Genomic DNA, 26,163 nt, shown 5'->3' with positions numbered 1-26,163 from the left:
TCCTCCTCCTGACCGGGTGTGACTTCGCTGGCGCCGGTGACGGTGCCGGGAAGGCACCGGCTGCCTCCACGAGCAGCGGGGACACCGCTCCCGCGAGCAGTGGCGACACCACTGGGGCCAACGGCCGCGGTGTTGAGCTGCCGGCGAGCTACCCCGTCGACGAGGTCCCCCTCGTGGCGGGCACCATCGTCTCGGCGGATGTGATCCCGGGCAAGGGTTGGAACGTGGTCCTGACCCCGCAGACGCCGCTGGACAAGGTGGCCGACGAGGCCGGCGCGTTGGTGAAGGCGAAGGGGTTCACGCAGCGCACGCAGGCCCGCTCGAAGCCCGACAACCGCGGCTACCGCAGCGACAAGTACGACCTCTTCATCAATCGCCAGGACGCGGACGGCACGGTGTCGTACACGGTCCTCACTCTCTGAGTACGTTCGCCACGTCGGCCGGCGCCCTCGCCGGGCGCCGACGGCCGTGTCGGCACCCGCCTGTCAGGCGTGCACGACGGTGTAGACGTCGCGGCGGCGCAGCGCGTACTCCGTGGCGACCTCGGTGATCGCGTCGCGGCGGGACAGGCCGGCGGCCTCGCGGGCGGCGACGGCGGCCCGCAGCGTGTCGTCGTCGGGCCGCTCGGGGGCCGACTCGGGCGCGCCGGCCACGACGAGGGTGATCTCGCCGCGCGGCTCCCCCTCGGTCGCCCAGTCCGCCAGCTCGCCGAGTGGGCGGCGGACGATCTCCTCGTACGTCTTGGTCAGCTCGCGGCAGAGCGCGGCCGGCCGGTCGGCGCCGAACGCGGCGGCCAGGTCGGCCAGCGCGGCGGCGATCCGGTGCGGCGCCTCGAAGAAGACCAGCGTCCGCTCCTCGGCGGCGAGGGCACGCAGGCGCGACCGGCGGGCGCCGCCGGTGCGCGGCAGGAAGCCCTCGAAGCAGAACCGGTCGCAGGGCAGGCCGGAGAGGGCCAGGGCGGTGGTGACCGCGCTCGGGCCCGGCGCGGCGGTGACCGGCACGCCGGCGTCCAGGGCGGCGGTGACCAGCCGGTAGCCCGGGTCGGAGACGCTCGGCATGCCGCCGTCGGTCACCAGGGCCACGACGTAGCCGGCGGAGAGCACGTCGACCAGCTCGGGGGTACGCCGTTCCTCGTTGCCCTCGAAGTAGGAGACGATCCGGCCGCCGACGGTGACGTCGAGGTCCCGGGCCAGCCGGGTGAGCCGGCGGGTGTCCTCGGCGGCCACCACGTCGGCGGCGGCGAGCACCTCGCGGAACCGGGCGGAGGCGTCGGCGGGGTTGCCGAGCGGCGCGCCGAGCAGGACCAGGCGCCCGGTTGCGGACATTTCACCCACGAGATGCGACTCCTTCATCGACGACGTTGCCGGTATCGGAGACGACGGGCGCCACCGGGCACCTTCGCAGCCTACGATCGCCGGGTGACGAGTGCGTCGACAGCACAGAGCGCGGACCAGGCGGGGCCGGATCCCACGGACGGGGGCCCGCCCCAGGGACCGCCGGGCGCGACCGGCGGGGTTCCCGGCGTGGTCCGGCGGCGGCTGGCCACGGTCGAGGCCGGGCTGGACGGGCGCTCCTGGCTCGCCACGGGCGTGGTCGTCGCGATCGCGGCGATCCTGCGCTTCGTCGGGCTGAGCCACCCGCCGGGCAAGATCTTCGACGAGACCTACTACGCCCGGGACGCCTGGGGGCTGGTCGACAAGGGCGTCGAGTGGAACTTCAAGGACGGCGGCCCGTCGTACGTGGTCCATCCGCCGCTGGGCAAGTGGCTGATCGGGCTCGGCGAGTGGGCCTTCGGCTACTCGGACGCCGAGCACGGCATCTCGGTGCCGGGGCAGCTGATGACGACCGCGCCGGAGTTCGGCTGGCGGGTCTCGGCGGCGGTCGTCGGCACCCTGTCGGTGCTGCTGCTGGTGCGCGTCGGCCGGCGCATGTTCCGCTCCACCGTGCTCGGCTGCGCCGCCGGCCTGCTGCTCGCCCTGGACGGCTTCCACCTGGTGCTGTCGCGCACCGCGCTGCTCGACATCTTCCTGCTCTTCTTCGTGCTGGCCACCTTCGGCGCCCTGGTGCTCGACCGCGACGCGCGGCGCCGCCGGTGGGCGCGGGCGCTGGAGGCCGGCCTGGACCCGGGCCGGCCTGGGCGGGCCGGGCGTCCGGCGGGCGGCTGGCGGAACTGGCCGTGGTGGCGGCTCGCCGCCGGCGTCCTGTTCGGCTGCGCCTGCGCGGTGAAGTGGAGCGCGCTCTACTTCCTGCCCGTCTTCGCGCTGCTGGTGATCCTGTGGGAGGTGGGCGTACGCCGCTCCGCGGGCGTACGCCGGCCGTGGCGGGACACGCTCCTCGACGAGGTGCCGTGGCTGGTGCTGGCCGGGGTGCTGCTCGTGCTCACCTACGTCGCCACCTGGTCCGGCTGGCTGCTCGGCGACGAGGGCTACTACCGGCTGGCCGAGCGCTACCCGAACGCCCCGCTGAGCGACGCCCCGGTGTTCGGCGCGCTCAACAACCTGATCGAGTACCACAAGGCCGCGTACGGCTTCCATGCCGGCCTCGACGACCCGCACAAATACCAGTCGTGGCCGTGGCAGTGGCTGCTGCTGGGTCGGCCGGTCGCCTTCTACTGGTCCGGCGACGGGTCCTGCGGGGCGGCGAGCTGTGCCGCGGAGGTCCTGCTGCTCGGCACTCCCCTGCTCTGGTGGTCGTTCCTGCCGGCCCTGGCGGCGCTGGCCTGGCTGGGCCTGGCCCGGCGGGACTGGCGGGCGGGGGCGATCCTGCTCGTCGTGGCGGCCGGCCTGCTGCCCTGGTTCTGGTTCGCGCTCGACGGCAGGACGATGTTCTCCTTCTACACCGCACCGGCGCTGCCGTTCCTGGTGCTGGCGGTGACCTACGTGCTCGGCGCGATCGTCACGCCGGCCGGCCCACCGGGCGCCGCCACCGCGCGGACCGGCTCCCCGGCCACGGACGCGCGGCCGGGCTCCCCTGCCCCGGGTGGCGAGTCCGACGAGGCGCGGGAACGCAGGCTCGTCGGCGGGGTGATCGTCGGGGCGTACGTCCTGCTGGTCGCGCTCTGCTTCGCGTACTTCTATCCGATCTTCGTCGGGAAGCTGCTGCCGTACGCGGAGTGGTCCGCGCGGATGTGGCTGGACGGCCGCTGGATCTGACGGCACGGCACGGCACCCGTCGTCCGCGGCGAGCGGCGCGGCGGGTGCACGGAGAACGGGCCCGCACGCGGTGGCGTGCGGGCCCGTTCGACGTAGAAGCGCGCCCCGATCGCCTGCCACGGGGGAAGCGGGCGATTGGGGCGCGCATCAAGAGCTTAACCACCCCGTACCACTGGCACAACGGGTCGACTTCGGTCAGATTTCCGACCGACGTGACACGCACGGATGGTTTACATCCGACACCTTACGGTCCGTCATCCTGCGCAAACGGTACGGATCGACGCCGGCCGCAGGTCCGGCATCTGCCACATTTTGCCGGCGACGGAATTCCCATCAGGCACGAGTTCCCGTAACGTATCGACAGATTTGGTTCTCCGGCCATCTCGGGTCCCGTCCGCCGGCACCCCGGCCGGTTGCACTGTGGGCCAACCCCGATCGATCGGACGGAGTTCGCGATGACCCGTACCCTCCGCTGGGCAGGCGGCCTGCTGGCCACCGTCACCGCCGCCACCCTCGGACTGTCCGCCCCCGCCCACGCGGCCACCGTCTCGGTGCCGTTGCGCACCCTCGTCGCCGACCTGCCGGTGGCCGCCGAGAGCCGCACCGGCTACTCCCGGAGTCTCTTCCCACACTGGACCGACGCGGACTCCGACGGCTGCAACACCCGGTACGAGGTACTGATCGCCGAGGCCACCACCCGCCCCACCGTCGGCTCCGGCTGCCAACTGACCGGCGGGCGCTGGCGCTCCTACTACGACGGCGCCTACTGGACCAACCCGTCCGACCTCGACATCGACCACATGGTCCCGCTGGCCGAGGCGTGGGACTCGGGCGCCCGGAACTGGACCACGTCGCGGCGGCAGGCGTTCGCCAACGACCTCGGCGACGTCCGTTCCCTGGTCGCGGTGACCGACAACGTCAACCAGGCCAAGGGCGACCAGGACCCGGCGACCTGGCTGCCGACCAACGAGAAGTGCCGCTACGTCGGCGAGTGGGTCGCGGTGAAGACCCGGTGGCGGCTAAGCGTGGACAGCGCCGAGAAGAGTGCGCTGACCAGCCGGGCGAGTTCCTGCACGAACATCACGCTCACGGTGACGCACGCGTACTGACCGCCGAGGGCCCGGGGCGACCGACCGGCCGCCCCGGGCGCTAATCAGAAGAGCCGGGGGGTACGGGGCAGCCAGCCGATGAAGCGGTCCTGAAGGGACGCTCCGGGCGCCGCCGGCAGGTCCTGGGCGGCGGCCGCGAGGCAGGATCCCAGGTAGACGCTGAGCATGGCCCGGTCCGTCCGGTACTCCTCCAGCAGCCGGGACCGCTTGACCACGCACGGCCAGTCGGCGCCGCAGGTGCCGCAGGTCCAGCCGGGTGCCAGTGGGGCGTGCTCGTCCGATCCGGACGCCGAGGACTCCGCACCACCGGTCATCGCACTCCCTCTCCGGTTCGCCTGACGGTCCGCTCCGGGTGGCCGCCGTCGACGGTGGATGGCGATCGTCCCCCGGCGACGCCTAGTCAGCGCCGCAGGACGCTCCGGCGTTACGCGGTGCGGTACGTTCACCAGTCATGGCCCTCGCGACGCCGACCGTGGACCGGGCGCCCGCCCGCCGGTGCGGTCGACACCTGCCGCACCGGCCGCCGCCCGCCGGGCCCGCCGTCGGGCGGGCGTACCCGTCGGGAGGCGGCGATGCGTGACCTGCTGCCGCCGGCCGTGGCGGTGGCCGTGGCCGGGCCGTCGGACTGGACGGACGAACTGCTGCCGGCCGAGCGGGCCTGCCTCAGCGATCGCGCGGTGCAGAGCCGCCGCCGCGACTTCACCGCCGGGCGGGTCTGCGCCCGGCGGGCGATGGCCGCCCTCGGCGTGCCCCCGGTCGCGGTGCCGTCGGCCGCCGACCGGTCACCGGTCTGGCCGGCCGGCGTGGTCGGCGCCATCACCCACACCGCCGGCTACTGCGCGGCGGTCGCGGCCCGCGCCGACGAGATCCGGTCGGTCGGCATCGACGCCGAGGGGCACCGCGAGCTCAACGCGGGCGTACGCCGGCTGGTCTGCCTGCCCGAGGAGGAGGGCCGGTGCGCCCGCCTGCCGGCGGGGACCTCCTGGCCGGCGGTGGTGTTCAGCGTCAAGGAGACGGTCTACAAGGTGTGGCACCCGCTCGTCGGCACGTGGCTGGACTTCCACGACGCCCTGGTGGAGCTCGACCCGGACGCCGGCACGTTCACGGCCCGCATCGCGCCGGCGCGACGCGACGCCGCCCCCGTGCCCGACCCGCCCGCGCTGGTCACGGGCCGCTTCAGCGTCGACGAGGCCCTGGTGCGCACCGCCGCCGTGCTGCTGCCCCGCTGAGCCGCACACGGCACGGGCCGGGGCGGACGCAACCGAACAGGGGACGGCGCGGCGCCGGCGGAGACGCGAAGATGGTCCGTTGTCCGCGCACGGTAGCGTCAGCCGCGTTTGCCGTCGTCGTCAGGTGTGCCTAGGAGTACGGTGAGTCACCCCCCGCCCCCTTACGGGCCTCAGGATCCGAACCAACCGAACCCGGAGCAGCAGCCGCAGCCGTACCCGCCGGCCCCGATGCCGCAGTTCCCCGCCGAACAGGGCGGCCACCCGCCCCAGCCGCCGACCTCCGGCGCACCGCAGACCACGGGCGATCCGTGGGCCCCGCTCCCGCCCGTGCCGCCGCAGCAGCCGGCCGGCGACCCGTGGGGCGCCCCGCAGCCACCCGTCTCCGGGGCGCCCCAGCCCCCGGTGTCGGGCACGCCCGGTGAGCCGTGGGCGCCGCCGCCGGTCTCCGGCGCACCGCACCAGCCGGTCTCCGGCATGCCGCAGCCGCCGGTCTCCGGCGCACCGGGCGAGCCGTGGGCCGCTCCGCACCAGCCGACCTCCGGTACGCCGTACCCGCCGGTGTCCGGCACGCCCGGATACCCGGCCGGTGGCCCCGGTTACCCGCCGCCCGGCGCACCCGGCTACCCGCCACCCGGTGGGCCCGGCTACCCGGCCGGCGCACCCGGTTACCCGCTCGGAGCGCCGCACCCGGTGGCGCCGCCGAAGAAGAACAACACCGTCCTGATCGTGGTGGCCGTGGTGGCCGTGCTGGCCCTGCTCTGCTGCGTCGGCGGCATCGTCGCGCTCGTCGCCGGCGCCAACAAGGCCGCGAACGACCTGGAGAGGGCCGCCCCGAGAATCACGCTTCAGCCGGACGGCCCCGCCCCGTCGGCGAGGAGCGGCGAGGACTTCAACCTGAGGCCCGGCGCCACCCTGGTGGTCGCCGACGACGAGGGCACCCTCGAGATCACCGTCACCCGGTTCACCACGGAGACCAAGGGCTGCCGCTCGTACGCGCCGGCCCCGGACAAGGGCATGTACCTGATCGCCCACGTCGACGCGACGGTGACCAAGGGCAGGAGTTCCATCAACCCGTTCTACTTCGAGTGGGTGGCCGCCAACGGCACCACGGCCAACGGCCTGGCGAGCGCGCTCTCCGGCTGCGGCGACCTGCTGGGTTCCGGCAACAACCTGCCCGAGGGCAGCAAGCGGGCGGGCACGGTGGTGTTCAACGTGGCCGACAAGAACGGCACGCTCGAGTACCGGCACAGGTTCAAGACCGCCGGCTCCTGGCGGCCGTGACCCGCGCCTCGTGACGGGAGGCCGGTCCCCCGGGGCCGGCCTCCCGCGCGTCTTCCGTCCGTCGCCCGTCCCTGCTCGTTGCGTCCGCCGGCCGTCCCGCTGGTCGGGCGGCCGTCTCCCCCCCGCCTGGTCGGGTCCGCCGGCCACCGTCACGTCCACCGACCCGCGGATCGCGGCCGGTGCCCGGTCAGCGGCCCTGCTCCAGCAGGTCCGCGACCGTGATCAACGGCGTCACCAGCGACGGCAGCAGGGCGGGGTCGTCCAACCGGCCGCCCCGGTAGGTGATCAGCTCCGCCGCCCGTACGCTCCAGCTCGGCACCGCCCCGGCGAGGTGCGCGGCGATCAGGGTCGGCCCGACCAGCGTCTGCTGCCCCGGCGCCGCCGCTGCCACCCGCCACTGCCGGTCGAACTCCTCGTGCCCGGTGGCGTAGGTGTCGCTGCCGAACAACGCGCGGCCCAGCTTCGAGAAGGCGTTCCGCGGCGCGACCGCCAACGTGGGGAACTCCCGTCGCAGCCACACGGAGCTGACGACGTACGTGTGGGTCTGCGAGCTGGTCGTCTGGTTGCCGTCGGCGCCGGTCGAGGTGTGCGTCTCGGTATACGCGTACTCGGCCACGCAGACGGGTCGGCCCTGCAACGTCCCGGTCAGCGCGAACCGCACGCCCCGGCGGCTGCGCCCCGGTACGCGGTCCGTCCAGGTGAGCTGGGGCCGCTCGACGAAGGTCCAGCCGTACCGGGCGGCCCACTGTCGCCAGCGTTCCCGCCGCTCCCGCTCCTGCCGGTGGGTCGTCACGATCAGCGCGACGATGCCCACACCGATGAGGAGGGCGACGGCCACGCAGCCGCCCATCAAGAACACGCTCCCCATCCGCTCCACGGGCGGCAGCGTAGTGACCGGTCGCACGCCCGCCGGCGCCCGGGACGGTCGCGGTCGCGGCTGCCGGGTTCCGGTACGGGGTTCCCTCGACGCCACGCCTCGCGGTCGTCACCCGGTGTCGCGCCGACCCCTGTCGACCCATTGATCCCACCCCAGACGTCCACGGATCGATTGATCCCCATCTGGTGCGCTGCTTAGCTCCCGGGGCGTCGTCGACCACGGCGATGCCGATCTCTGCCGACATACCAGGAAGCGATCCCCATGAACACCATGAAGACGGTCCTGCGCCGGATCGGCGGGGCCGTGACTGCCCTGCTGGTGGTTGCCGGGGCCACGGTCGCCGGCGCGACCCCCGCCGCCGCCGCGAACTACTACTACGAGCTGCCGTACCCGGCGGGCGAGTCCTACCGGGTCACCCAGGGGCCGGAGGGCACCTACTCGCACGTCGGCCCCTACAACGAGTACGCCTGGGACTTCGGGCTGCCGGCCAACTACGAGGTCTCCGCCTCGCAGGGGGGCACCATCATCATGTCGAACTGGTCGCCGTACTGGCAGAACGGCATCGAGGTGATCATCCGGCACTCGAACGGCCAGTGCACCCACTACGCGCACCTGAACCGGGCGATCTACAACGCCGGCACCTGGGTGCCGCAGGGCCGCGTCATCGGCTGGTCGGGCAGCACCGGCGCGTCCAGCGGTCCGCACCTGCACTTCCAGGTCATCAACTGCAACACCCGGGTGGGCATCCCCGCCACCCTCCAAGGCTGGACGCCGTACACCGGCACCTGGCCGGTCAGCGTGAACTACTACGCCTGAGGCCCGTGACCGATAATCCCAGCTACTGATGGAAGCGCTCCCGGCGCCGCCCCGGCATCGGTCGGCCGGCGGCCGGGACGCGTCGCGGACGGGGTGCCGGCGGCTGCCGGCACCCGGTCCACAGGCAGCTACGGAGGGAAGTCGGATGGCGGCACGGACGGTCGACGCGGTCGAGTTGAGCGTGGTCATACCCACCTACCAGGACGCGCAGTGCCTGGCGCTGACGCTGCGGTCGCTGACCCGGCAGACCGTCCGCCCTGAGCGCTTCGAGGTGGTCGTGGCCCGCGACGGCGGCTCCCCCGCCGGGTACGCCGACGCCGTCGGGGCGGCCACCGGCCTCGACCTCCACCTGATCGAGTTCCCCCGGCGGAGGGGCCGCTCCGCCGCCCGCAACGAGGCCGTCCGGCACACCCGGGCGCCGCTGCTGCTGTTCCTCGACGCCGACTCGTACGCCTCCCCGCAGTTGCTGGAGCGCCACCTGGCCCACCACGCGGTCGCCGGCCGGCCCGCCGTGCTGATGGGCCGGCGCGACGAGCTGAGCCTGGAACACGTCGAGGCCGTCCTCGACGGGCGGGAGCTGACCGGCGTCCCCCGCCGCCGCGCGGACCGCTCCGGGGACCTGCGCTTCCCGCACGGCGAGCCGCCGGGGCAGGACTGGCTCCGGGCCGGCTGGGCGCTGGCCTACACCCACAACATCTCGCTCGCCCGCGACCTGTTCGACCGCACCGGCGGGTTCGACGAACGCTCCGGGCTGCGCTGGGGCCTGGAGGACATCGAGCTGTTCTACCGGGTGCACCGGCACCTCGGCGTCACCGGGTCGAACTTCGCGTACGACGACGAGGCACGTGCGTTCCACCTCCCGCACCACCGCAACACCGACCGCAACTTCGCCGACTTCGCGGCCAACCGGAGCCTCCTGACCGGGCAATACCACGTCATCGAGTGGGAGTTCTACGGCCTGCTGGACGTGTACGACTCGCTGGAGCGCATCGTCTACTACCGCTGGGCGGCCACCGACTGCGCACGGCGCTCGACGTGCCGCATCGGCCCGGCGTTCGACCGGCTCGCCGACCGGCTGCCCGGCCCCCGCGTGCTGTGGGTGGGCACCGGCAGCGCGCAGGTCGACCTGCCGCCCGGGGCGCTGACCTTCGACTACGCCGCCCCGCCCGGTCCCACGAACCACCACCTGATCGGCATGGACCCGCCCATCCCGGCGGGCAGCCTCGACGCGGTGGTCAGCGTCGACTTCTGGCGGTACCTGCGCTGGGACGACCTCTGCCGGTTCGTCAACACCTCCGGTCGGCTCGCCCGCGAGGTGCACCTGGTCTCCACCGGCGACACCGGCTCCGCGCCGCTCACCCCCGGGCCGGCGGTGCTGGGCTACCTGCGCCGCGCCCTGGGCGACGCGTTCGCCACCGACCTGTCCCACGTCGACGGGCTCGGTGACGTGCTGACCCTGCGGTCCCTGACTCCGGCCGCGCGGGGCGCCCGCCCGCACCGGCGATGACATCATCGAGGCATGCCTCTGATCGAAGTGGTACGTGGCGACATCACCCGTGAGGACGTCGACGCCATCGTCAACGCGGCGAACGAGTCGCTGCTCGGCGGCGGTGGCGTCGACGGGGCCATCCACCGGGCGGCGGGACCGCGGCTGGCGCAGGCGGGCGCCGCCCTCGCGCCGTGCGACCCGGGCGAGGCCGTCGCCACCCCCGCGTTCGACCTCGACCCGCCCGTACGCCACGTCATCCACACGGTCGGTCCGGTGTGGGAGGGCGGCGGCCACGGCGAGGCGGACGTCCTGGCGTCGTGCTACCGGCGCAGTCTCCAGGTCGCCGACGAGCTCGGCGCCCGCAGCGTCGCCTTCCCCGCCATCGGCACCGGCGTCTACGGCTACCCGTCCGACCAGGCGGCGACGATCGCGGTCACGACCATCAGGACGACACCCACCGCCGTCGGACACGTCCGCCTGGTCGCCTTCGACGAGGCCACGTACCGGCTCCTGGCAGCAGCCGCGTCGGCCGACTGAGCCGGGCCCCGCCCACCCTCCAACCGTCTGACCACGCGGGGGGGGTCAGCTCCGCCATGCCGCTCATCGTCGAGGCAGGTGACCAGGCCCCACGAAGGGCGACCGCAGTGTTCCAGGGCTGCACAAGACCGAGAAAGGCCGTTTCCGACAACGGAAACGGCCTGAACTGGGTGGAGTTGAGGGGATTCGAACCCCTGACCCCCTCGATGCGAACGAGGTGCGCTACCGGACTGCGCCACAACCCCTCCGCCGGCGGACCGGCATCGGTCCCACCCGGCTTTCACCGGGCGGGCCGGCGCCAAGGTTAACAGGTTCACCGCCCCCGCCGCGAATCCACCCCCCGAGCACCGAGATCTTGGCACGAAACGGCCCCTCCGGGGGGCCGCCAGCCACCAAGATCTCAAAGAGTACTTCGGCGGCGGCGCAGAAGCGGCCGTCAGGCCGAGTGGGAGCCGCGACCGGACTGGTAGGGGCGGCCGCGCAGGCCACCCGAGCGGCGGTAGGAGACGGAGCCGCCGTTGGCCGCCGCCGGCAGGTCCGCCGGCCGGTCGAGGCCCATCGCGGCGCGGCGTACCACCTCACGCTGGGCCGCCAGGCGGCGCTGCGCCTCCCGGCGGGCCGCCGCGCGCCGGGCCTGCTCGCGCCGCACCTCGGCCTGCCGGGCGGCCAGCCACGCCGCCTCCCGGGCCCGGGCCCGCCGCCGCCGGCGATCGGCCACGGCGAGCCTGCGCAGGTGTACGACGTACGCGACCAGCAGGGTGGCGGTGACCCCGAAGCCGATCCAGAAGCCGGGACTGACCACGACCACGCCGATCAGCTCGACGAAGTTGAGCAGCAGCAGCGCGGCGAGCACTCGGCGGCGCCGGTAGACGGCGGGGGCGTGCTGTCGGCGGGGCGGCGGCCGGCGGCGGCCCTTGCGGGGGGCCGGCGGCACGGCGCGCAGCCGCTTCGACCGGCGCGCGGCGGGGGGCGCGGAAACGGGCGCGGAGAGCCCACCGGTGCCCACATCCTCGCTGAGGGTGATGACGAGGCTACGGGGCGGGTGCACCGGGCGGCGCCCCGGCACAGTACGGCGCCGCCGGCGGCGCTGGAGCACCCGCGCCGTCGACTGCGCCCGCTCCGCCACCAGCCGCTCGGTGGCGTCGTACCGGCGAACCAGCGCCGGGGCGAGGGCGAGCAGGCCGGCGGCGGCGAGGACGGCGAGGAGCACCGAGGTCGGCACCCTCACCCCTCCCGTCACCGAATTCGGAGCAACCACCGCCCGGCCGCAGGATCTTCCACCGATGGTGGTCCGATGCGCGGATCGTACGGATGGAGCAGCGCTTGCCACAGCTTGCAGTTACTTGAGGTTACGGGCCGTGGACGCGGATGCTGACGCGCCGCGCCGATCCCGTGCGTGGGACGGCTCACCCCGCGGTGGCGCGGACCCGGTGCCAGCGGGCCAGCAGCCCTCCCTCGGCGGCGACCTCCTCGCTGGTCATCGCGTATCCGATGTGGTCCCGCCACGCACCGTCGATGTGCATGTAGCGCACGTGGTACGACTCCTCGCGGAACCCCAGCTTCTCCACCACCCGCCGGGACGGCCGGTTCTCGGGGCGGATGTTCACCTCGACCCGGTGCAGCCCGCCCTCGCCGAACGCGTGGTCGACCGCGAGCGCCAGCGCGGTGGGGATGACGCCGCGACCGGCCACCCGGGAGTCCACCCAGTAGCCCACGTACGCCGAGCAGAACGCCCGCCGCACGATGCTGCCCACGTTGAGGTGGCCGACCAGCCGCTCCCGGCCGCCCTGGCGCAGGCAGACGGCGAACGGCATTCCCTCGCCGATGCGCGCCGAGCGGCGCTGGTCGCGGTACACCCAGCGGAACGCGGCCGGCGAGTTCAGCTCGTGCCAGTTGCCGGGGATGGACGACTCCCACGGCGCCAGCCACTCCCGGTTGGCGCGACGCACCTCCGACCAGGCGGCGGCGTCCGAACGCCGGTAGGGCCGCAGCAGCACCGGCCCGTCGGTCAGCACCGCCGGCCACCTCGGCGCCCGCCCGACCCCGAACAGACTCACGGACCAGACCTTCCGCTCGCGATCGAACACACCGATGCCCGGGCGACGCCCGCCGGGCCGCCCCTCCCACTCGCGTCCGGGGGCACGCTCCGCGCGCTCACCGGCGCCGGTCCAGCAGGAGGACGTCCACCGTGGAGCCGGCCGCCGCGGTGGTCACCCGCTCGCCGAGCACCATCAGCCCGTTCGCCTCCGCCAGCCCCGAGAGGGTGTACGGGCCACCGTTGAGCGGCTGCACCGTGTAGCCGCCGCCGCGCCGCTCGGCGACGTGCGCGGGACGGAACTCGCGCAGCCCCACCGGGGACGAGATCGTCTCCAGCAGGTGCGCGCGGACGCTGGGCCGGAACACCGGTTCCGCCCCGGCCAGCAGGTTGATCGCCGGGCGGGCCAGCACCTCGAAGCCGATCAGGGCCGAGCCCGTGTCGCCGGGCAGGCACACCACCGGCACCTCCTCGGCGCCGACCGTGCCGAAGCCGAGCGAGGTGCCGGGATAGAGCGCGACCTCGGTGAAGGTGACCGGGCCGGCCCGGCTGCCCTCCCGGCGGGAGAGGATCCGCCGCACCATGTCGCCCGGCCCGGTGCCGGTGCCCCCCGTGGTGATGATCAGGTCGGCGCGCAGCGTCTGGTCCTCCAGCAGCCCGCGCAGCCCTTCCGGATCGTCGTCGCAGATGCCCACCCGGTACGCGAGGGCCCCCACCTCGGCTGCGGCGGCCGTCAGCGCGTGCGAGTTGGCGTCGACGGTCTGGCCGGGCTGGCTGCCCCGGCCCACGTCGACCAGCTCGTCGCCGGTGGCCACGATGACCACCCGGGGGCTGGGCCGGACCACGACGTGCCCGATGCCGGTGGCGGCGAAGACCGCCACCAGCGCCGGCGACACGTAGGTGCCGGCCCGGGCCAGCAGGGTGCCGGCGGGCAGTTCCTCGCCGGCCCGGCGCACCCCGTACCCCCGTTTGGGGACGCGGAAGATCTCCACCGCGGCCATGCCCTGGTCGGTCCACTCGACCGGGACGACCACGTCCGCGGCGAGCGGCAGCGGCGCCCCGGCGGCGACGGAGAAGCAGGCGCCCGGGGTGAGCCGGACCGGCCGCCAACTCGCCGCGCCGAGGTCGCCGACGACGTTGAGCCGGACGGTGCGCCCGCCCGGCCCGCCGGACTGGGACGGGACGTAACCCACGCCCCGACCGCCTCCGGAGATGTCCTCCCAGCGGGCCGCGTACCCGTCCACGGCCGACTGGTCGAAGGCCGGGAAGGAGTGCGGCGCGACGACGTCCTCGGCGAGGACGTTGCCGTGCGCCTGGGTGAGGTCGAGGTCGAGCGGAGGCAGCGCGCGTAACCTGCGCAGCACGCTGCCCAGGTAGTCGGCGAGCGGCGTCAACTCGTTCGCGGCCGCCTCGGCGTCGGCCGACGCTGTCATGTACCAGTCACGCCCGACGCGTCGGTGTTGACGAACTCGGCCAGCCACTTGCGGAACTCGGCGCCGAGGTCGTCGCGCTCGGCGGCGATCTGCACCACGGTCTGGAGGTAGCCCAGCGGCATGCCGGTGTCGTAGCGGGTGCCGCGGTAGACGATCGCGTGCACCGGCGTGCCCTCGTTGCGCAGCAACTCCATCGCGTCGGTGAGCTGGATCTCCCCGCCGCTGCCCGGCTCCGTCCGCCGGATCGCGTCGAAGATGCTGGCCGGCAGCACGTAGCGGCCCAGCACAGCGAGGTTGCTCGGCGCGTCCTCCGGCTTGGGCTTCTCCACCATGCCGGTGACCCGGACGACCTCGCCGATGTCGGTCAGCTCCGCCTCCGCCGGCTCCACCGAGGCGATGCCGTAGCGCTTCGTCTCGGCCGGGTCGACCTCGAAGAAGGCCAGCACCACGCCGCCGGTGCGCGCCTGGAGCTCCAGCATGGCCGGCAGCAGCGGCTCGGCGGGCTTGACGAACTCGTCGCCCAGCAGCACCGCGAAGGGCTGGCCGCCGACGTGCGACTCGGCGTAGCCGACGGCGTGGCCCAGGCCGAGCTGCTCGGGCTGGCGGCAGGTGTAGATCTCGGCCAGTTCGCTGGGGCCGCGTACGGCGGCCAGCCGCTCGGCGTCGCCCTTCGCCTCCAGCCGCGCCTCCAGGTCGGGGCGGCGGTCGAAGTGGTCGACCATCGAGGTCTTGCCCCGGCCCGTGATCAGCAGGACGTCACCGATGCCGGCCTGGGTGGCCTCCTCGACGATGTACTGCAACACCGGGCGGTCGACCACCGGGAGCAGCTCCTTGGGCACCGCCTTCGTGGCCGGCAGGAACCGGGTGGCCAGACCGGCCGCCGGGATGACGGCCTTGACCGCGCGGGAGCGACCGGTTGCGGCGGTCGCCGTTGAGGGGTTCGCTGAGTGCTCCGACATGTCGCGAGACTATCGGCCACGGCTCTGTCGTGGAGGGTGAGGACCGGAAGACGCGCCGCCGCAGGGACCGGGCCGCACCGGGTCGGGCGCGGCCGGCTCGCTCCCCGCGGTGGTGTCGACGGGATCGGCCGGTTCGGGGTGGGCCCGCACCGGCTGGCGGGGGGCGCCGGCGCGCGGCATCCCGTCCTCGGGGGTCACCGCCGCGGCCGGGACGGGGATCTCCCGCGCCGGTGGACCCGCCCGCTCCTCGGCGATGCGCCAGGTGTCCCGGCCGGCCGCCTTCGCGGCGTAGAGCGCGTCGTCGGCGGCGTCCAGCACCTGCTGGCCGGTGCCGCCGTGGTCGGGGTGCACGGCGATGCCGATGGAGACGGTGACTCCGATGGCCACGGCCGCGCCGCCGTGCCCACCGGCGGCGATCGGGGCGTCGCGGACCGCCGCGCCGAGCCGCTCCGCGACGATCGCCGCGCCCCGGGCGTCGGTCTCCGGCAGCAGCAGCACGAACTCCTCGCCGCCCTGCCGGAAGGCGAGGTCGACCTCGCGGATCTCGCCGCGCACCCGCCGGGCGAACTCGGCCAGCACGGCGTCGCCGGCCGCGTGCCCGTAGGTGTCGTTGACGGCCTTGAACCGGTCCAGGTCGAGGGCGAGGACGCTCAGCATCCGGCCGAACCGGGTCGCCCGCTCGACCTCCCGGCGGATCGACTCCCGCAGGTAGCGGTAGTTCCACAGGCCGGTGAGCGGATCGGTCAGCGAGAGCCGCTGCGCCTCCTCGTGCACCCGGACGTTGTCGACCGCCACGGCGGCGTGACCGGCGAAGGTGCGCAGCGTGACGAGGTCGTCGTCGTCGAACTCGTCCGCGCCGAGCCGGTCGTAGAGGGCCAGCACGCCGAGCGCACCGGTGGGGACGGCGGGCTCCGGCCCGGGGCGGAGGGACGAGGAGTCGCGGGCGGTCGCGTCGGTCGGGCCGGGGGCGGCGAACGGCACCGCGATGTACGTGCGGCAGACCGGCTCCCCGGGCGGCGCGGCGGACGGCTCCACCCGGCCCCGGCGCGGCTCCCCGGTGGCCGCGACCGCGCCCACCACGCCGCTGCCCAGCGGCACCCGCAACGGCCCCGACCCCTCGTCCGCCGCCCCGGCCTCCGCCAGCCCCTCGGTGCACTGCGCGACGAGCACCCCGCCGTCGTCGACGAGCAGCACCGCGCCGGCCCGGGCGCCGGTCGCGGCGATCGCGCTGTGCAGGATCACCCGCAGGATGCGTTGCAGGTCGTGTGTGCTGGCGAGGGTGTCCCCCAGCACGGCGAGGTGCCCGCGCAGCTGGTCCCGGCTGCTGGTCAGCGCCGCCACGTAGGTGCCCGTCTCGCGGGTCATCCGGTTGAAGGCGCCGGCCAGCCGGCCGATCTCGTCCCGGCTGCGCACCGGCACCCGGGCGGTCAGGTCGCCGCGCGCCACCCGGTCCACCGCGCCGGCCAGCTCGACCAGCGGGCGGGTCGTCACCCGGGCCAGCCGCCAGGCGACCACCAGGGCCAGCAGGGTGGCCACCAGCACCGCCGAGCCCAGTGCGACGTACAGCCCCCGGGGGCGTTCGCTGGGCACCGAGAGCACCAGCGGCAGGGGCTGCCCGGAGGACGGGCCGACCCGCCGGACGTACCGGCCGTCGGGCGTCTCGGTGACCCGCTCGCCGTGCAGCGTGCCGGCGGCGGCGAGCACGGCGTCGCGTACGGCGGTCGACTCGGTGCTGTGGGCGAGCCGGACGGGCGCCGAGGCGTCGTCGAGCAGGGTGACCGCCACCCCCGTCACGGCCGCGAGGCGCGCCACGAACGCCGGGTCGACCGGCTGCGCGGCGGTGACCGCGCCCAGCGGCCCGCCGGCCCGGTCGTGCAGGTCGGCTCGGGCCGCGAGCGCCCGCACCGGCCCGGCGACCGGCGGGCCGGCGCAGTCGCGCCACGGCTCGGCGGGGCCGCGGGGCGTGGCGTAGGTGACCCGGCCGGCGACGTCGGTGACCCGCACGGCGGCGGCCAGGTTGCGGCGGACGGCCTGGGTCGCGGCGGCCGGTCGGTCACTGGTCAGGGCGACCGCGTCGGCGGCGGCCCGCAACTGCTGGCAGAGGGCGGCGACCGAGGTGCGCACGGTCGCGGCGGCCACCGCCAACCGCTCGGTCGAGCGGCTGGAGTCGACCGCCGCCACGGTCGCCCCGACGAACATCACCCCGAGCACCACCGGGCCGAGCGCCACCGCCAGGAAGGCTGTGGTCAACCGCCCGCGTAGCGTCACTCGGTCCCCCCGGAAGTTCCGCCGCCGTTGCTTGCGATGCTGACACAGAGCCACCAGGTGACAAGCGTTGCGTCAGGAGTGTTGCGTGCCCGATTTTTCTCATGGAGCGGAAGGGGCGAAGCGGGATGCGCGCGCCGCCGTGCTCGCGCGCCGCCGGGCGCTGGGCGCGCCGCAGCGGGCCGCCGCCGCCGGGCGCGTCCAGGCCGAGCTGGTGGCTCTCGTACGCCGGTTGCGCCCACCGAGGATGACGGCGTACGTGCCGGTCGGCTCCGAGCCGGGCGGGCCCGACCTGCCGGCGGTGCTGCACGCGGCGCTGCCGCCGGGCGGGGAGTTGCTGCTGCCGGTGCTCCGCGACGACCTCGACCTCGACTGGGCGGCCTGGAGCGGGCCGGACGACCTGGTGGCCGCCGGGCGGGGGATGCGCGAGCCGGCGGGGCCGCGACTGGGCCGGGCGGCGGTCGCCGGGGCGGCGCTGGTGGTGGTGCCGGCGCTGGCCGTGGACCGTCGGGGGCGGCGGCTGGGTCGGGGCGGCGGCTCGTACGACCGGGCGCTGGCCCGGGTGCCGGCGGCCACCCTGACCGTGGTGCCGCTGCACGACGGCGAGCTGGTGGCGGCGCTGCCCGCCGAGCCGCACGACCGGCCGGTACGCGCGGTCGTCACGCCCGCCGAGGGGCTGCGTACGCTGGACGCCGCCCCGGGTGTCACGGACCACACTTCCGCTGGACGAATCCGGGGGCGATGACGCACCATTGGCACTCGAATACGTCGAGTGCCAACCGGCCGTGTCCAGATCCGGAGGAGAACGTGCCCACGTACCAGTACGCCTGCACCGCGTGCGGTCACCAGCTCGAGGCGGTGCAGTCCTTCTCCGACTCGCCGCTGACCGAGTGCCCGGCGTGTGAGGGACGGCTGCGGAAGGTCTTCAACTCCGTCGGCATCGTGTTCAAGGGGTCGGGCTTCTACCGTACGGACTCGCGCTCGTCCGGCTCGGACACCGCGAACAGCGGCGCCGCCGCCAAGCCGGCGAAGTCGGAATCGTCCTCCGGCGGCGACTCCGGCTCGACCGGCTCGTCGTCGACGGGCTCGTCCTCGTCGGCGGGCTCGTCCTCGTCGGCGGGCGCGGGCGGCTCCTCCGGCGGCGGGGGCAAGACCCCGGCCGCCAGCACCAGCGCCTCCTGACCCACCCCACGGGTGGGCCGGGTCAGTCCCAGTGCGGGGGGCGCTCCGCGAGCAGCCAGTCGTCGTTGCCGCCGGAGCGCTCGCCCCACCCCCGGTCGGTGTCGTCGGCGGTCTGCTCGGGCAGCACCACGAAGTCGTCGCTGAGGTCGACCGTGCGGTCGTCGTCGCCGCGTACCGCCGGGGTGCCCGGATCCTCGGTGATGCTCACGAGCGGCAAGACTAGCGCAGCCGTCACCGGCGGGACCGGCGACGAACCGCCGGGCCGACGCGTCCGACGGGTCGGCGGGCCACGGCGTTGGTAGCGTCGGACGGCGTGACGACCCCCACCTCCGGCGGCGCCCCGGACGAGTACTGGCGGCGCCCCGACGCCTCGCCCGAGCGGCCCACGGGCGCGCCGGCGGGATCGGCCGCGTCGCCCCCGGTGCGGGGGAGCGGCTACGCGGGCCCGCCCGCGACCACCCCGCCCCCGGCCGGGTGGCGCCCGCCGGTGCACCTGCGACCGCCACCGCCCCGGCGACTGCCGCCGCAGGACATGGCGGAACTCGACGCGGCCGAGCAGCGGGCCCAGCGGCTCACGTACGGCGTGGGCACGGTGGCCGCCGTGGTGCTGGTGATCCTCGTCTGCGTGCTCTGCTCCCGGCTCGTGTTCTGACCGGGCACGGGCCGCTGGCGGACCGGCGCCGCCGGCGGGACGTCAGAGGGTGTTGCCCCAGACCGCCTCGGCCCCGGAGTGCCCGGTCAGATAGACGTAGACGAGGCTGACGACGCCGAGCGCCACCACCACGACCGACAGCACCGGGGTCGCCCAGGACGGCAGCTTCGGCACCCGCCGGTGCCCGCTCGTCACGAACAGCAGCAGCAACGACGCCACGGCCAGCGGCAGCACCCAGCGGAACAGGATGTCGCCGTAGCGCGAGTGCGTGAAGATCTGCTCCACGATCGGGCCCTGCATGCCCCGGGCGAGGAACGCGTCGGTCAACTCCTCCCCCGACTCGACGGCGACGAAGGCCGACACCGGCGCCACCACGGCGAGGATCGCCACCGCCCAGTCCAGCCGCGCCCGGAACCGCGGCAGCGCCACGTACGCGGCGGAGAGCAGGGCCAGCAGCGGCACGAGCACGACGACCGCGTGCACCACCAGCACGTGGGCCGGCAGACCCAGGATCTCCTTGAACATCCACACCTCCGGCGGTACGCGGTCGCGGGCTGCCAGCGTACGGTGCGCCGGCGGGCCCGCCCAGATCGTCTCGACCGGGAACACGTGCGTGGGGCCGGTCCGGTTCACCACTGCCCCACTGCCACCGCCCGGGCGGCGGCGCCCCGCCCGGTGCGGCCTGCCGGGCGACCGGGCTGTGGCCGGCGCCACGCTGCCGCGGAGGCCGGTTGTCGCGCTCCGGGCCGCGTGCTGTCATTGGCAGATGCCCGGTGGTGAGGAACTGCTCCGGTCGAGGGGCCTGCGGGTCACCCGGCCGCGCCTCGCCGTGCTCGACGTGCTGGCCGCCGGCGGTCACCTGGAGGTCGACGAGATCACCCGCCGGGTCCGCGAACGCCTCGACTCGGTCTCCACCCAGGCGGTCTACGACGTGCTGGGTGCCCTGTCGCGGGCCGGGCTGTCCCGCCGCATCGAGCCGGCCGGCAGTCCCGCCCGCTACGAGGCCCGGGCCGGGGACAACCACCACCACGTCGTCTGCCGGGGCTGCGGCGAGATCGCCGACGTCGACTGCGCGGTCGGCAGCGCGCCCTGCCTGGACCCGGACATCGCCCACGGGTTCGAGGTCGACGAGGCGGAAGTGACGTTCTGGGGCCTCTGCCCCACCTGCCAGGCCCGCCGCTCCGCCGACGACTGACGCCCGGCGGCCCTCCGCGCGGCGGGCGGCGGGCGGGCGTGGCACGCTTGGCCGGTGGACTCCGATGACCTCGGCCTCTTCGGTCCGGGTTCGGTCACGTGGAAGGTGCACGAGGAGCCGATCCTGATCGTCGCCGGCCTGCGTTCGCTCTATCTCCAGTCGCTGCATCCCCGGGCCATGGCCGGGGTCGCCCAGAACAGCAACTACCGTTCCGACGCCTGGGGCCGCCTGGTGCGCACCGCCACCTACGTGGGCACCACCATCTACGGCACCACCGCCGAGGCGGAGGCCGCCGGGCTGCGCGTACGCCGCCGGCACGCCCGCCTGCGGGCCACCGACCTGTTCACCGGGGAGGAGTTCCGCGTCGACGACCCCGACCTGCTGCGCTGGGTGCACGTCACCGAGGTCGAGTCGTTCCTCGACACGGCCCGCCGGGCCGGGCTGCCGTTGACCGCCGACGAGGTCGACGGCTACTACACCGAGCAGCGGCGCTCGGCCGCCCTGGTCGGCCTCGACCCGGAGACCGTCCCCGGCACCGCCGCCGAGGTGGCCGACTACTACCGGCGGGTCCGCCCCGAACTGCGGATGACCCGCGAGGCGGCCGAGACGGCGCTCTTCCTCACCGCGCCGCCGATCCCGTGGAAGCTCAGCCTGCCCGCCCGGATCGGGCTCAACCTCGGGCCGCCCCGCTGGGCGTACTTCGGCATCGCCGGCACCGCCCTGGCGCTGCTGCCGGCCTGGGCCCGGCGGATGTACGGCGGGCTGGGCCTGCCCACGACCGCGCTCTCCGCCGACCTGAGCGTCCGGGCGCTGCGGCTGACCCTCGCCACGTTGCCCCGCCGGTGGCGGGAGGGCCCGTTGCAGCAGGCCGCCAAGGAACGCGCCGCCCGGCTCACCGGCACGCCGGCCTGAGGGCGACCCGGGGCGGGTCGGGCCGCTCACCGCCGACGACGAGCGTCGGGGGCGGTGCGTGATCAGGCGCGGCCGGGCGGCTGCCGACTCGGGCGTGCCGGGCCGCTCAGTCCTGGCCGGGCACCGGCTCGGCGACGCGCTCGACGGCCGCCCACGGCTCCTTGCCCGGGGCCTGCGCCCCCACGGGGCAGGTGCGCCGGTAGTCGCACCAGCCGCAGCGCGGGCCGGGCGTGGTCGGGAACGCGTCGTCGGGGTCCGCCCCGTCGGCCACCGCCCGCTCGGCGGCCATGATGTCGCGGGCGGTCTCCTCCGCCCGGGTGAGCTGCCGGGCCAGGGACTCCGCCGTGTGCTCGTGCGCGGCCACGGTGCCCGTCGGCAGGTGGTGCAGCTCCACCCGGCGGCACTGCCGGCGGAACACCCGCTCGGCGGCGTACGCGTAGAGCGCCAGCGCCTGCGAGCCGCGCGCGTCGTCGGCGTCCAGCCCGGTGCGGCCCGTCTTGTAGTCGACGATCACCAGCTCCGGGCCGTCGGGCCCGGGGCGGGAGTCGATCCGGTCGGCCCGGCCGTTGAAGGCCAGCACGGCGGTCTTGACCGCCACGACGCGCTCCACGCCGAGCGGGTCGACGCCGGGCTCCAGGGTCTCGACGTAGGACTCCAGCCAGCCCAGGGCCCGGCGGTAGGCCGCCCGCTCCTGCTCGTCGTCGCGGTAGCCCTCGCGCACCCAGGTGCCCTTGAGCAACGCGGCGAGGGCCTCCGGCCGGCGCCGCTCGGGGCTCAGCGCATACCAGTTCTTCAGGGCGGTGTGCACGCTCGCGCCGAGGGAGTTGTGCGCCCACGGCGGGCCCTTCTGCGGGGCCGGACGGTCGACGTAGGAGTAGCGGTAGCGCCGGGGACAGTCGGCGTAGGCGCCCAGCTTGCTGGGGGTGCAGACGAAGAGCCGTTCCGGCATGCCCTCGAAGCCGAGCTGCTCGGGCTGCTCGCCGCGCTGCCGGGGCGCCCGGCCGCCGCCGGTGGAGGACCGTCCCGCTGAAGAGGCTCGTCGCACACCGCGATCCTGCCATCCACCCCCGACGGAACCGGCCGCCGGTCAGGTCATGTCGGCGTACTGGGTCACGAACGCGGCCACCGCGTCCGCGATGAGCTGCACCGCGATCGCGGCCAGCAGCAGGCCGGCGATCCGCGTCAGCACCTCGATCCCACCGGGACGCAGGATCTTGACGATCCCGCCGGAGAACCGGAGCACGACCCACACGGTGAGCATCACGGCCACGATCGCGGCGGCGATGGCCGTGACGTCCGCCCCGCCGTCGGCCTGCTGGACGAAGAGCATGGTGGCCACGATGGCGCCGGGACCGGCCAGCAGCGGCGTACCCAGCGGCACCAGGGCGATGTTCGAGGTGACCTGCTGGCTCGGGTCGTCGGCCTTGCCGGTCAGCAGCTCCAGCGCCACCAGGATGAGCAGCAGCCCGCCGGCGGCCTGGAGGGCCGGCAGGTCCACGTGCAGGTAGTCGAGCAGCGTCTGCCCCGCCACCGCGAAGATCACGATCACGCCCAGTGCCAGGGCGACGGCCTGCCAGGCCGCCCGGTTGCGGTCCCGCGCCGTCAGGGGGCCGGTCAGCGCCAGGAAGATGGGCATCATGCCCGGTGGGTCGACGATCACCAGCAGGGTCACGAAGACCTCGCCGAACAGCTTGGCATCCACGTGATCAACGTAGCCGCGCGACCGGAGACGGAAACGCGGATCAGCCGGAAGCGACCTCGGTCACCCCGCGCGCCTCGGCGACGATCCGCTCGTACGCCTCCGGGTCGGTGGTGAACGCGCCGAGCCGGACGGTCTTGTGCGTGCCGTGGAAGTCCGACGAGCCGGTCACCAGCAGGCCCAGCTCGTCGGCCAGGGCCCGGACGTGTGCCCGTTCGGCCGGCGAGTGGTCCTCGTGGTCGGCCTCCAGCCCCGCCAGCCCGATCGCGGCCAGGTCGGCGATCAGCTCGTCGGGCACGATCCGCCCCCGCCGGCTGGCCCTGGGGTGGGCGAACACGGGCACGCCGCCCGCCGCGCGCACGAGCCGGACCGCGCGGAAGACGTCGATGTCCTCCTTGGGCAGCCGGTAGCGCTCGCCCAGCCAGTCCGGCCCGAACGCCTCCGTCGTCGTGGTCACCAGGCCGGCCCGGATCAGCGCCTGCGCGATGTGCGGCCGGCCCACGGTCCCGCCGGCCGCGCCGGCCAGGATCTCGGACCAGCTCACGTCGATCCCGTCGGCCCGCAGCAGCGCCACGATCCGCTCGCCCCGCTCCTCCCGGGCGGCCCGCACCCGGGCCAGCTCCGCCACGAGTTCCGGCATGTCCGGATCGAACAGGTACGCCAGCAGGTGCAGCGGCACCGGCGGTTCCTCGCCGTACCAGCGGCAGGAGAGTTCCGCGCCCCGGACCAGGCTGAGCCCGGCGGGCAGCGCCGCCAGTGCGGGCGCCCAGCCGGCCGTGGTGTCGTGGTCGGTGATCGCCACCACGTCCAGCCCCGACTCCGCCGCCGCCCGTACCAGCTCGGCCGGGCCGAGCGTGCCGTCGCTGGCGGTGGAGTGGGTGTGCAGGTCGATCCGCGGTGCCGGGCTCATCGGCCCGACGCTACCGCCCGGGGCGCGCGGGTGCGCTCAGGAGGGGCCCTCGCCGCCCACCGGCACCGGGCGTCCCCCGGCGGGCAGGCCGGTCACGGGCGCGGGCAGGGCCGCCTCGCCGTCGAGCACCCGGCCCACCTCGACCCGCACCAGGGCGCCGGAGGTGTCGGAATAGTGGGCCGTGCCCTGCGGCGTCCAGACCACCGGCCCGGCAGCGGGCGGACCGGCGGGGCGGGCCGCCGGTGCGGCGAGCCGGTCCAGGTCGACCAGCAACGCCCGGTCCTGCCCGCCCGCCCTGCCGTTGGCCAGGAGCCACCGCCCGTCGGCGGAGACCGCGCCGGCGCCGGCGACGGTCAGCGTCGGCCCGCAGCCCGTCCGTACCGGCGCGAGGTCGCGGGCCGGGTCGAGCAGGGCGAGGCAGGGCCGGCGGGGGGTTCCGGCGGACACCAGCGCGACCGCCAGGCCGTCGGGGCGCGTCGCGTAGACGTGCAGGGCGGCGTCGCCCGCCCCGCGCGGTGGGCCCGCCGCCGGGCGCCACAGGGCGTGGCCGGCGCGCGCCGGGTCGAGTCGGACCAGGACGGTGTCGCCGGCGAAGCCGACCGGCACCGCGGTGCTGGGCACCGGGGTCCGGGCGGCGGCGACGACCTGGGTGCCGACGATGCCCGCGGCGACCAGCTCCGTCCCCTCCCGCCAGGCGACCTGCCGGCCGTCGGGGCTGAGGACGATGTCCCGCGCCCCGGCCAGGAGCAGGTGTGCCGCGCCCTGCGGCTGCACGACCCACAGCGAGCGACCGGCCGCCGTCGGCGCGCCCACCACCGCCCAGCCGGCCCGGTCGGGCAGCCGCTGGGCGCGCTCGGCGGCCCGGCCCACGTCGGGCAGGGCGAGCCGCTGACCGTCGGCGGTGACCAGGACGTCGGCGAGGATGAGATCCACCTCGCCGCGCCCCACGTCGGGCTGCGGGGCGGCCGACAGCTGCGGGGTCGGGTCCGCCAGCGGCGAGGCGTACGGGTCGCCGAGCACCACCGTGGGGTGGGTGGGCCGCCCGGGCTGCTGCCCCAGCTGCGCCATTCCGGCGCTGACCGTCACGGTGGCCACGGCGGCGAGGGCGATCCCGGTCAGCGTCCGCCGGCGCCGGGACCGGTCGGCCCGGCGGATCGCCAGCCCCGCCGGATCGGCGACGAGCGGGCGCGCGACGGCCACCCGGCGGGCGAACGCCTCCCGTACCGCCTGCTCCAGCTCGTCCTGGGTCACGGCGAATGGACGCGTCGGGCCGTCGGGCCGGTTGTCACCCTGGCCGGCCGGACGGCTCACCGGTGCTCTCCGGAGCCGGTGCGGGCCGCCGGTCGCCCGGGTCGCCCCTCGCCGCCCGTACGCGGCGCCGGCCCGGCCCCGGCCCGCGCCCCCGATGCCACGGGCACCGGATCGCCCGCCGACTCGTCGGCCGGTTCGGCGGGAGGCGGGCCGCCCGCGGCGTCCGAGGCGGGACCGGCGGCCCGGATCGGAAGGCCGGTCGCGGGGCCGTCGGGAACGGAGAGGGTGTTTCCGCTCCTGCCCGGGGTGGCGTCCGGGCCGCCCACGGTGGTCGGTGGGGCGTTCGTCGCCGCGACCACGGCCGCGGCGTCCTCCCCCACCACCATCGTCGGGGCCCCGTAGGCCGTCGACGGACGGATCGGTGCGGGACGGCCGACACCGCCGGGCGCCGGGGCGCGACCGGTCCCGCCGGTGGCGTGGGCGGCAGGTTCCGGGCCGCCGTGCGCCGGGACGGGACGACCGGCGCCGCCGTGGGCCGACGCGTGCGTGCCGTCGTGCCGGGCCGGGTCGGTCCCGGCGGGCAGGTCGAGGACGGCCTCGGCGCCCATCCGGCGGCGCAGGGTGCCCAGGGCGCGCGAGGTCTGGCTCTTGACCGTGCCAGGCGAGATGCCGAGCAGGGCGGCGGTCTGCGCCTCGGACATGTCCTCGTAGAAGCGCAGCACGAGCACCGCCCGCTGCCGGCTGGGCAGCGCGCTCAGGTGGCGCCAGAGCAGGTCCCGGTCGAGCTGCTGCTCGATCTCGTCGACCCCGGCCCGCTCGGGCAGCACCTCGGTGGGGCGTTCGCCGTGCCAGCGGCGGCGCCACCAGCTCGTCGATGTGTTGATCATGACCCGGCGGGCGTACGGCTCGATCGCCTCGATCCCGCCGAGCCGCTTCCAGGCCAGGTAGGTCTTGGTCAACGAGGTCTGCAGCAGGTCCTCGGCGGTGGCCCAGTCACCGCTGAGCAGGTAGGCGGTGCGCAGCAGGGCGCTGGAGCGGGCCGCGACGAAGTCGCGGAACTCCTCCTCCAGGGGATCCCTGCCCACCACCGGCCACCTCCGCGCCCCGTTCCCCTGGCAGGTTGCCACGCCCGGGGCGGTCGGGTCGACGGCGAACGGTGCGCAGTTCCTCCGATGTTCGG

At 75.3% G+C, this 26,163-nt stretch carries 28 protein-coding genes and 1 tRNA gene; 13 read left to right on the top strand and 16 right to left on the bottom strand.

Going from position 1 to position 26,163, the window contains the following annotated elements; all coding sequences use genetic code 11:
- Positions 1 to 173: 173 nt before the first annotated feature.
- A complete protein-coding gene (locus CLT72_RS26470) occupies positions 174 to 422 on the top strand; it encodes a hypothetical protein (protein WP_101414070.1) in 249 nt (82 codons plus the stop codon).
- Positions 423 to 485: 63 nt separating this feature from the next.
- On the opposite strand, the gene rsmI is transcribed toward CLT72_RS26470, so the two are convergent.
- Complete coding sequence (gene rsmI, locus CLT72_RS26465) at positions 486 to 1,352, bottom strand: 16S rRNA (cytidine(1402)-2'-O)-methyltransferase (protein ID WP_101414069.1); 867 nt, start codon at positions 1,350 to 1,352, stop codon at positions 486 to 488.
- Positions 1,353 to 1,418: 66 nt separating this feature from the next.
- Here rsmI and CLT72_RS26460 point away from each other — a divergent pair, with 66 nt between their 5' ends.
- Positions 1,419 to 3,152 carry a dolichyl-phosphate-mannose--protein mannosyltransferase gene (locus CLT72_RS26460; protein WP_101414068.1) on the top strand — a complete coding sequence of 578 codons (1,734 nt, stop codon included), beginning with the start codon at positions 1,419 to 1,421 and terminating at the stop codon, positions 3,150 to 3,152.
- Between the two features lie 455 nt (positions 3,153 to 3,607).
- A complete protein-coding gene (locus tag CLT72_RS26455; protein WP_101414067.1) occupies positions 3,608 to 4,261 on the top strand; it encodes an HNH endonuclease family protein in 654 nt (217 codons plus the stop codon).
- Positions 4,262 to 4,305: 44 nt separating this feature from the next.
- Here the strand turns inward: CLT72_RS26455 and CLT72_RS26450 are convergent, their stop codons facing one another.
- The gene (locus CLT72_RS26450) at positions 4,306 to 4,575 is read right to left on the bottom strand and encodes a hypothetical protein (RefSeq protein ID WP_101414066.1); all 270 of its coding nucleotides are present in this window, start codon (positions 4,573 to 4,575) and stop codon (positions 4,306 to 4,308) included.
- A 258-nt stretch (positions 4,576 to 4,833) separates the two neighbouring features.
- Here CLT72_RS26450 and CLT72_RS26445 point away from each other — a divergent pair, with 258 nt between their 5' ends.
- Together CLT72_RS26445 and CLT72_RS26440 are read left to right on the top strand one after the other, a co-directional pair.
- Positions 4,834 to 5,490 carry a 4'-phosphopantetheinyl transferase family protein gene (locus CLT72_RS26445; protein ID WP_101414065.1) on the top strand — a complete coding sequence of 219 codons (657 nt, stop codon included), beginning with the start codon at positions 4,834 to 4,836 and terminating at the stop codon, positions 5,488 to 5,490.
- 228 nt (positions 5,491 to 5,718) lie between these two features.
- Positions 5,719 to 6,771: a hypothetical protein gene (locus tag CLT72_RS26440; RefSeq protein WP_199184652.1), complete on the top strand. Its 1,053-nt coding sequence runs from the start codon at positions 5,719 to 5,721 to the stop codon at positions 6,769 to 6,771.
- A 187-nt stretch (positions 6,772 to 6,958) separates the two neighbouring features.
- Here CLT72_RS26440 and CLT72_RS26435 read toward each other — a convergent pair whose 3' ends face one another.
- Positions 6,959 to 7,648 carry a hypothetical protein gene (locus CLT72_RS26435; protein ID WP_144082333.1) on the bottom strand — a complete coding sequence of 230 codons (690 nt, stop codon included), beginning with the start codon at positions 7,646 to 7,648 and terminating at the stop codon, positions 6,959 to 6,961.
- A 261-nt stretch (positions 7,649 to 7,909) separates the two neighbouring features.
- On the opposite strand from CLT72_RS26435, the gene CLT72_RS26430 reads away from it, so the two are divergent.
- From CLT72_RS26430 to CLT72_RS26420, 3 genes are all read left to right on the top strand, one after another.
- Entirely contained in the window at positions 7,910 to 8,464 is a 555-nt protein-coding gene (locus CLT72_RS26430) for a M23 family metallopeptidase (RefSeq protein WP_101414062.1), read from the top strand.
- A gap of 145 nt (positions 8,465 to 8,609) precedes the next feature.
- Positions 8,610 to 9,971, top strand: a complete 1,362-nt coding sequence (locus tag CLT72_RS26425; protein WP_158242074.1) for a glycosyltransferase family 2 protein — start codon at positions 8,610 to 8,612, stop codon at positions 9,969 to 9,971.
- Positions 9,972 to 9,983: 12 nt separating this feature from the next.
- Entirely contained in the window at positions 9,984 to 10,490 is a 507-nt protein-coding gene (locus CLT72_RS26420; protein ID WP_101414060.1) for an O-acetyl-ADP-ribose deacetylase, read from the top strand.
- A 171-nt stretch (positions 10,491 to 10,661) separates the two neighbouring features.
- Here the strand turns inward: CLT72_RS26420 and CLT72_RS26415 are convergent.
- The 6 genes from CLT72_RS26415 to CLT72_RS26390 all read right to left on the bottom strand — a co-directional run bounded on the left by CLT72_RS26415 (position 10,662) and on the right by CLT72_RS26390 (position 17,185).
- Positions 10,662 to 10,735, bottom strand: a tRNA-Ala gene (locus tag CLT72_RS26415).
- Between the two features lie 191 nt (positions 10,736 to 10,926).
- On the bottom strand, positions 10,927 to 11,718 hold the full coding sequence (gene sepX, locus CLT72_RS26410; protein WP_199184651.1) for a divisome protein SepX/GlpR: 792 nt from the start codon (positions 11,716 to 11,718) through the stop codon (positions 10,927 to 10,929).
- A 178-nt stretch (positions 11,719 to 11,896) separates the two neighbouring features.
- The gene (locus CLT72_RS26405; RefSeq protein ID WP_101415404.1) at positions 11,897 to 12,547 is read right to left on the bottom strand and encodes a GNAT family N-acetyltransferase; all 651 of its coding nucleotides are present in this window, start codon (positions 12,545 to 12,547) and stop codon (positions 11,897 to 11,899) included.
- 97 nt (positions 12,548 to 12,644) lie between these two features.
- Complete coding sequence (locus CLT72_RS26400; RefSeq protein WP_101414058.1) at positions 12,645 to 13,958, bottom strand: molybdopterin molybdotransferase MoeA; 1,314 nt, start codon at positions 13,956 to 13,958, stop codon at positions 12,645 to 12,647.
- Positions 13,955 to 14,917: a UTP--glucose-1-phosphate uridylyltransferase gene (locus CLT72_RS26395; protein WP_101414057.1), complete on the bottom strand. Its 963-nt coding sequence runs from the start codon at positions 14,915 to 14,917 to the stop codon at positions 13,955 to 13,957. The genes CLT72_RS26400 and CLT72_RS26395 overlap by 4 nt, the downstream gene beginning before the upstream one ends.
- A gap of 9 nt (positions 14,918 to 14,926) precedes the next feature.
- Positions 14,927 to 17,185 carry a diguanylate cyclase gene (locus CLT72_RS26390; protein ID WP_199184650.1) on the bottom strand — a complete coding sequence of 753 codons (2,259 nt, stop codon included), beginning with the start codon at positions 17,183 to 17,185 and terminating at the stop codon, positions 14,927 to 14,929.
- Positions 17,186 to 17,270: 85 nt separating this feature from the next.
- Here CLT72_RS26390 and CLT72_RS26385 point away from each other — a divergent pair, with 85 nt between their 5' ends.
- Together CLT72_RS26385 and CLT72_RS26380 are read left to right on the top strand one after the other, a co-directional pair.
- Entirely contained in the window at positions 17,271 to 17,927 is a 657-nt protein-coding gene (locus CLT72_RS26385; RefSeq protein WP_101414056.1) for a 5-formyltetrahydrofolate cyclo-ligase, read from the top strand.
- 62 nt (positions 17,928 to 17,989) lie between these two features.
- The gene (locus tag CLT72_RS26380) at positions 17,990 to 18,364 is read left to right on the top strand and encodes an FmdB family zinc ribbon protein (protein ID WP_101414055.1); all 375 of its coding nucleotides are present in this window, start codon (positions 17,990 to 17,992) and stop codon (positions 18,362 to 18,364) included.
- 22 nt (positions 18,365 to 18,386) lie between these two features.
- Here CLT72_RS26380 and CLT72_RS26375 read toward each other — a convergent pair whose 3' ends face one another.
- A complete protein-coding gene (locus tag CLT72_RS26375) occupies positions 18,387 to 18,581 on the bottom strand; it encodes a hypothetical protein (RefSeq protein WP_089002131.1) in 195 nt (64 codons plus the stop codon).
- Between the two features lie 96 nt (positions 18,582 to 18,677).
- On the opposite strand from CLT72_RS26375, the gene CLT72_RS26370 reads away from it, so the two are divergent.
- Complete coding sequence (locus CLT72_RS26370) at positions 18,678 to 19,016, top strand: hypothetical protein (protein WP_101414054.1); 339 nt, start codon at positions 18,678 to 18,680, stop codon at positions 19,014 to 19,016.
- Between the two features lie 42 nt (positions 19,017 to 19,058).
- On the opposite strand, the gene CLT72_RS26365 is transcribed toward CLT72_RS26370, so the two are convergent.
- Entirely contained in the window at positions 19,059 to 19,541 is a 483-nt protein-coding gene (locus tag CLT72_RS26365) for a DUF2231 domain-containing protein (RefSeq protein ID WP_101415402.1), read from the bottom strand.
- A 241-nt stretch (positions 19,542 to 19,782) separates the two neighbouring features.
- On the opposite strand from CLT72_RS26365, the gene CLT72_RS26360 reads away from it, so the two are divergent.
- On the top strand, positions 19,783 to 20,211 hold the full coding sequence (locus CLT72_RS26360) for a Fur family transcriptional regulator (RefSeq protein ID WP_101414053.1): 429 nt from the start codon (positions 19,783 to 19,785) through the stop codon (positions 20,209 to 20,211).
- 54 nt (positions 20,212 to 20,265) lie between these two features.
- Positions 20,266 to 21,123 (top strand): oxygenase MpaB family protein, encoded by an 858-nt coding sequence (locus CLT72_RS26355; RefSeq protein WP_101414052.1) that lies wholly within the window; start codon positions 20,266 to 20,268, stop codon positions 21,121 to 21,123.
- Positions 21,124 to 21,229: 106 nt separating this feature from the next.
- Here CLT72_RS26355 and CLT72_RS26350 read toward each other — a convergent pair whose 3' ends face one another.
- The 5 genes from CLT72_RS26350 to CLT72_RS33100 form a co-directional block, all read right to left on the bottom strand.
- Entirely contained in the window at positions 21,230 to 22,072 is an 843-nt protein-coding gene (locus CLT72_RS26350) for a PD-(D/E)XK nuclease family protein (RefSeq protein WP_101415401.1), read from the bottom strand.
- A 138-nt stretch (positions 22,073 to 22,210) separates the two neighbouring features.
- On the bottom strand, positions 22,211 to 22,825 hold the full coding sequence (locus CLT72_RS26345; RefSeq protein ID WP_101414051.1) for a MarC family protein: 615 nt from the start codon (positions 22,823 to 22,825) through the stop codon (positions 22,211 to 22,213).
- A 40-nt stretch (positions 22,826 to 22,865) separates the two neighbouring features.
- Positions 22,866 to 23,732, bottom strand: coding sequence for a PHP domain-containing protein (locus CLT72_RS26340; RefSeq protein ID WP_101414050.1), 867 nt, complete (start codon positions 23,730 to 23,732; stop codon positions 22,866 to 22,868).
- A 36-nt stretch (positions 23,733 to 23,768) separates the two neighbouring features.
- Positions 23,769 to 25,043, bottom strand: coding sequence for a hypothetical protein (locus CLT72_RS26335; protein ID WP_101414049.1), 1,275 nt, complete (start codon positions 25,041 to 25,043; stop codon positions 23,769 to 23,771).
- Entirely contained in the window at positions 25,040 to 26,068 is a 1,029-nt protein-coding gene (locus CLT72_RS33100; RefSeq protein WP_396800358.1) for a SigE family RNA polymerase sigma factor, read from the bottom strand. Before CLT72_RS33100 ends, CLT72_RS26335 begins: the two co-directional genes overlap by 4 nt.
- Between the last annotated feature and the right edge of the window lie 95 nt (positions 26,069 to 26,163).

It is taken from the genome of Micromonospora sp. CNZ309 (assembly GCF_002846525.1).
Note: the sequence above shows the minus strand (reverse complement) of the source record. Positions and strands in the feature narration are given on the sequence as shown.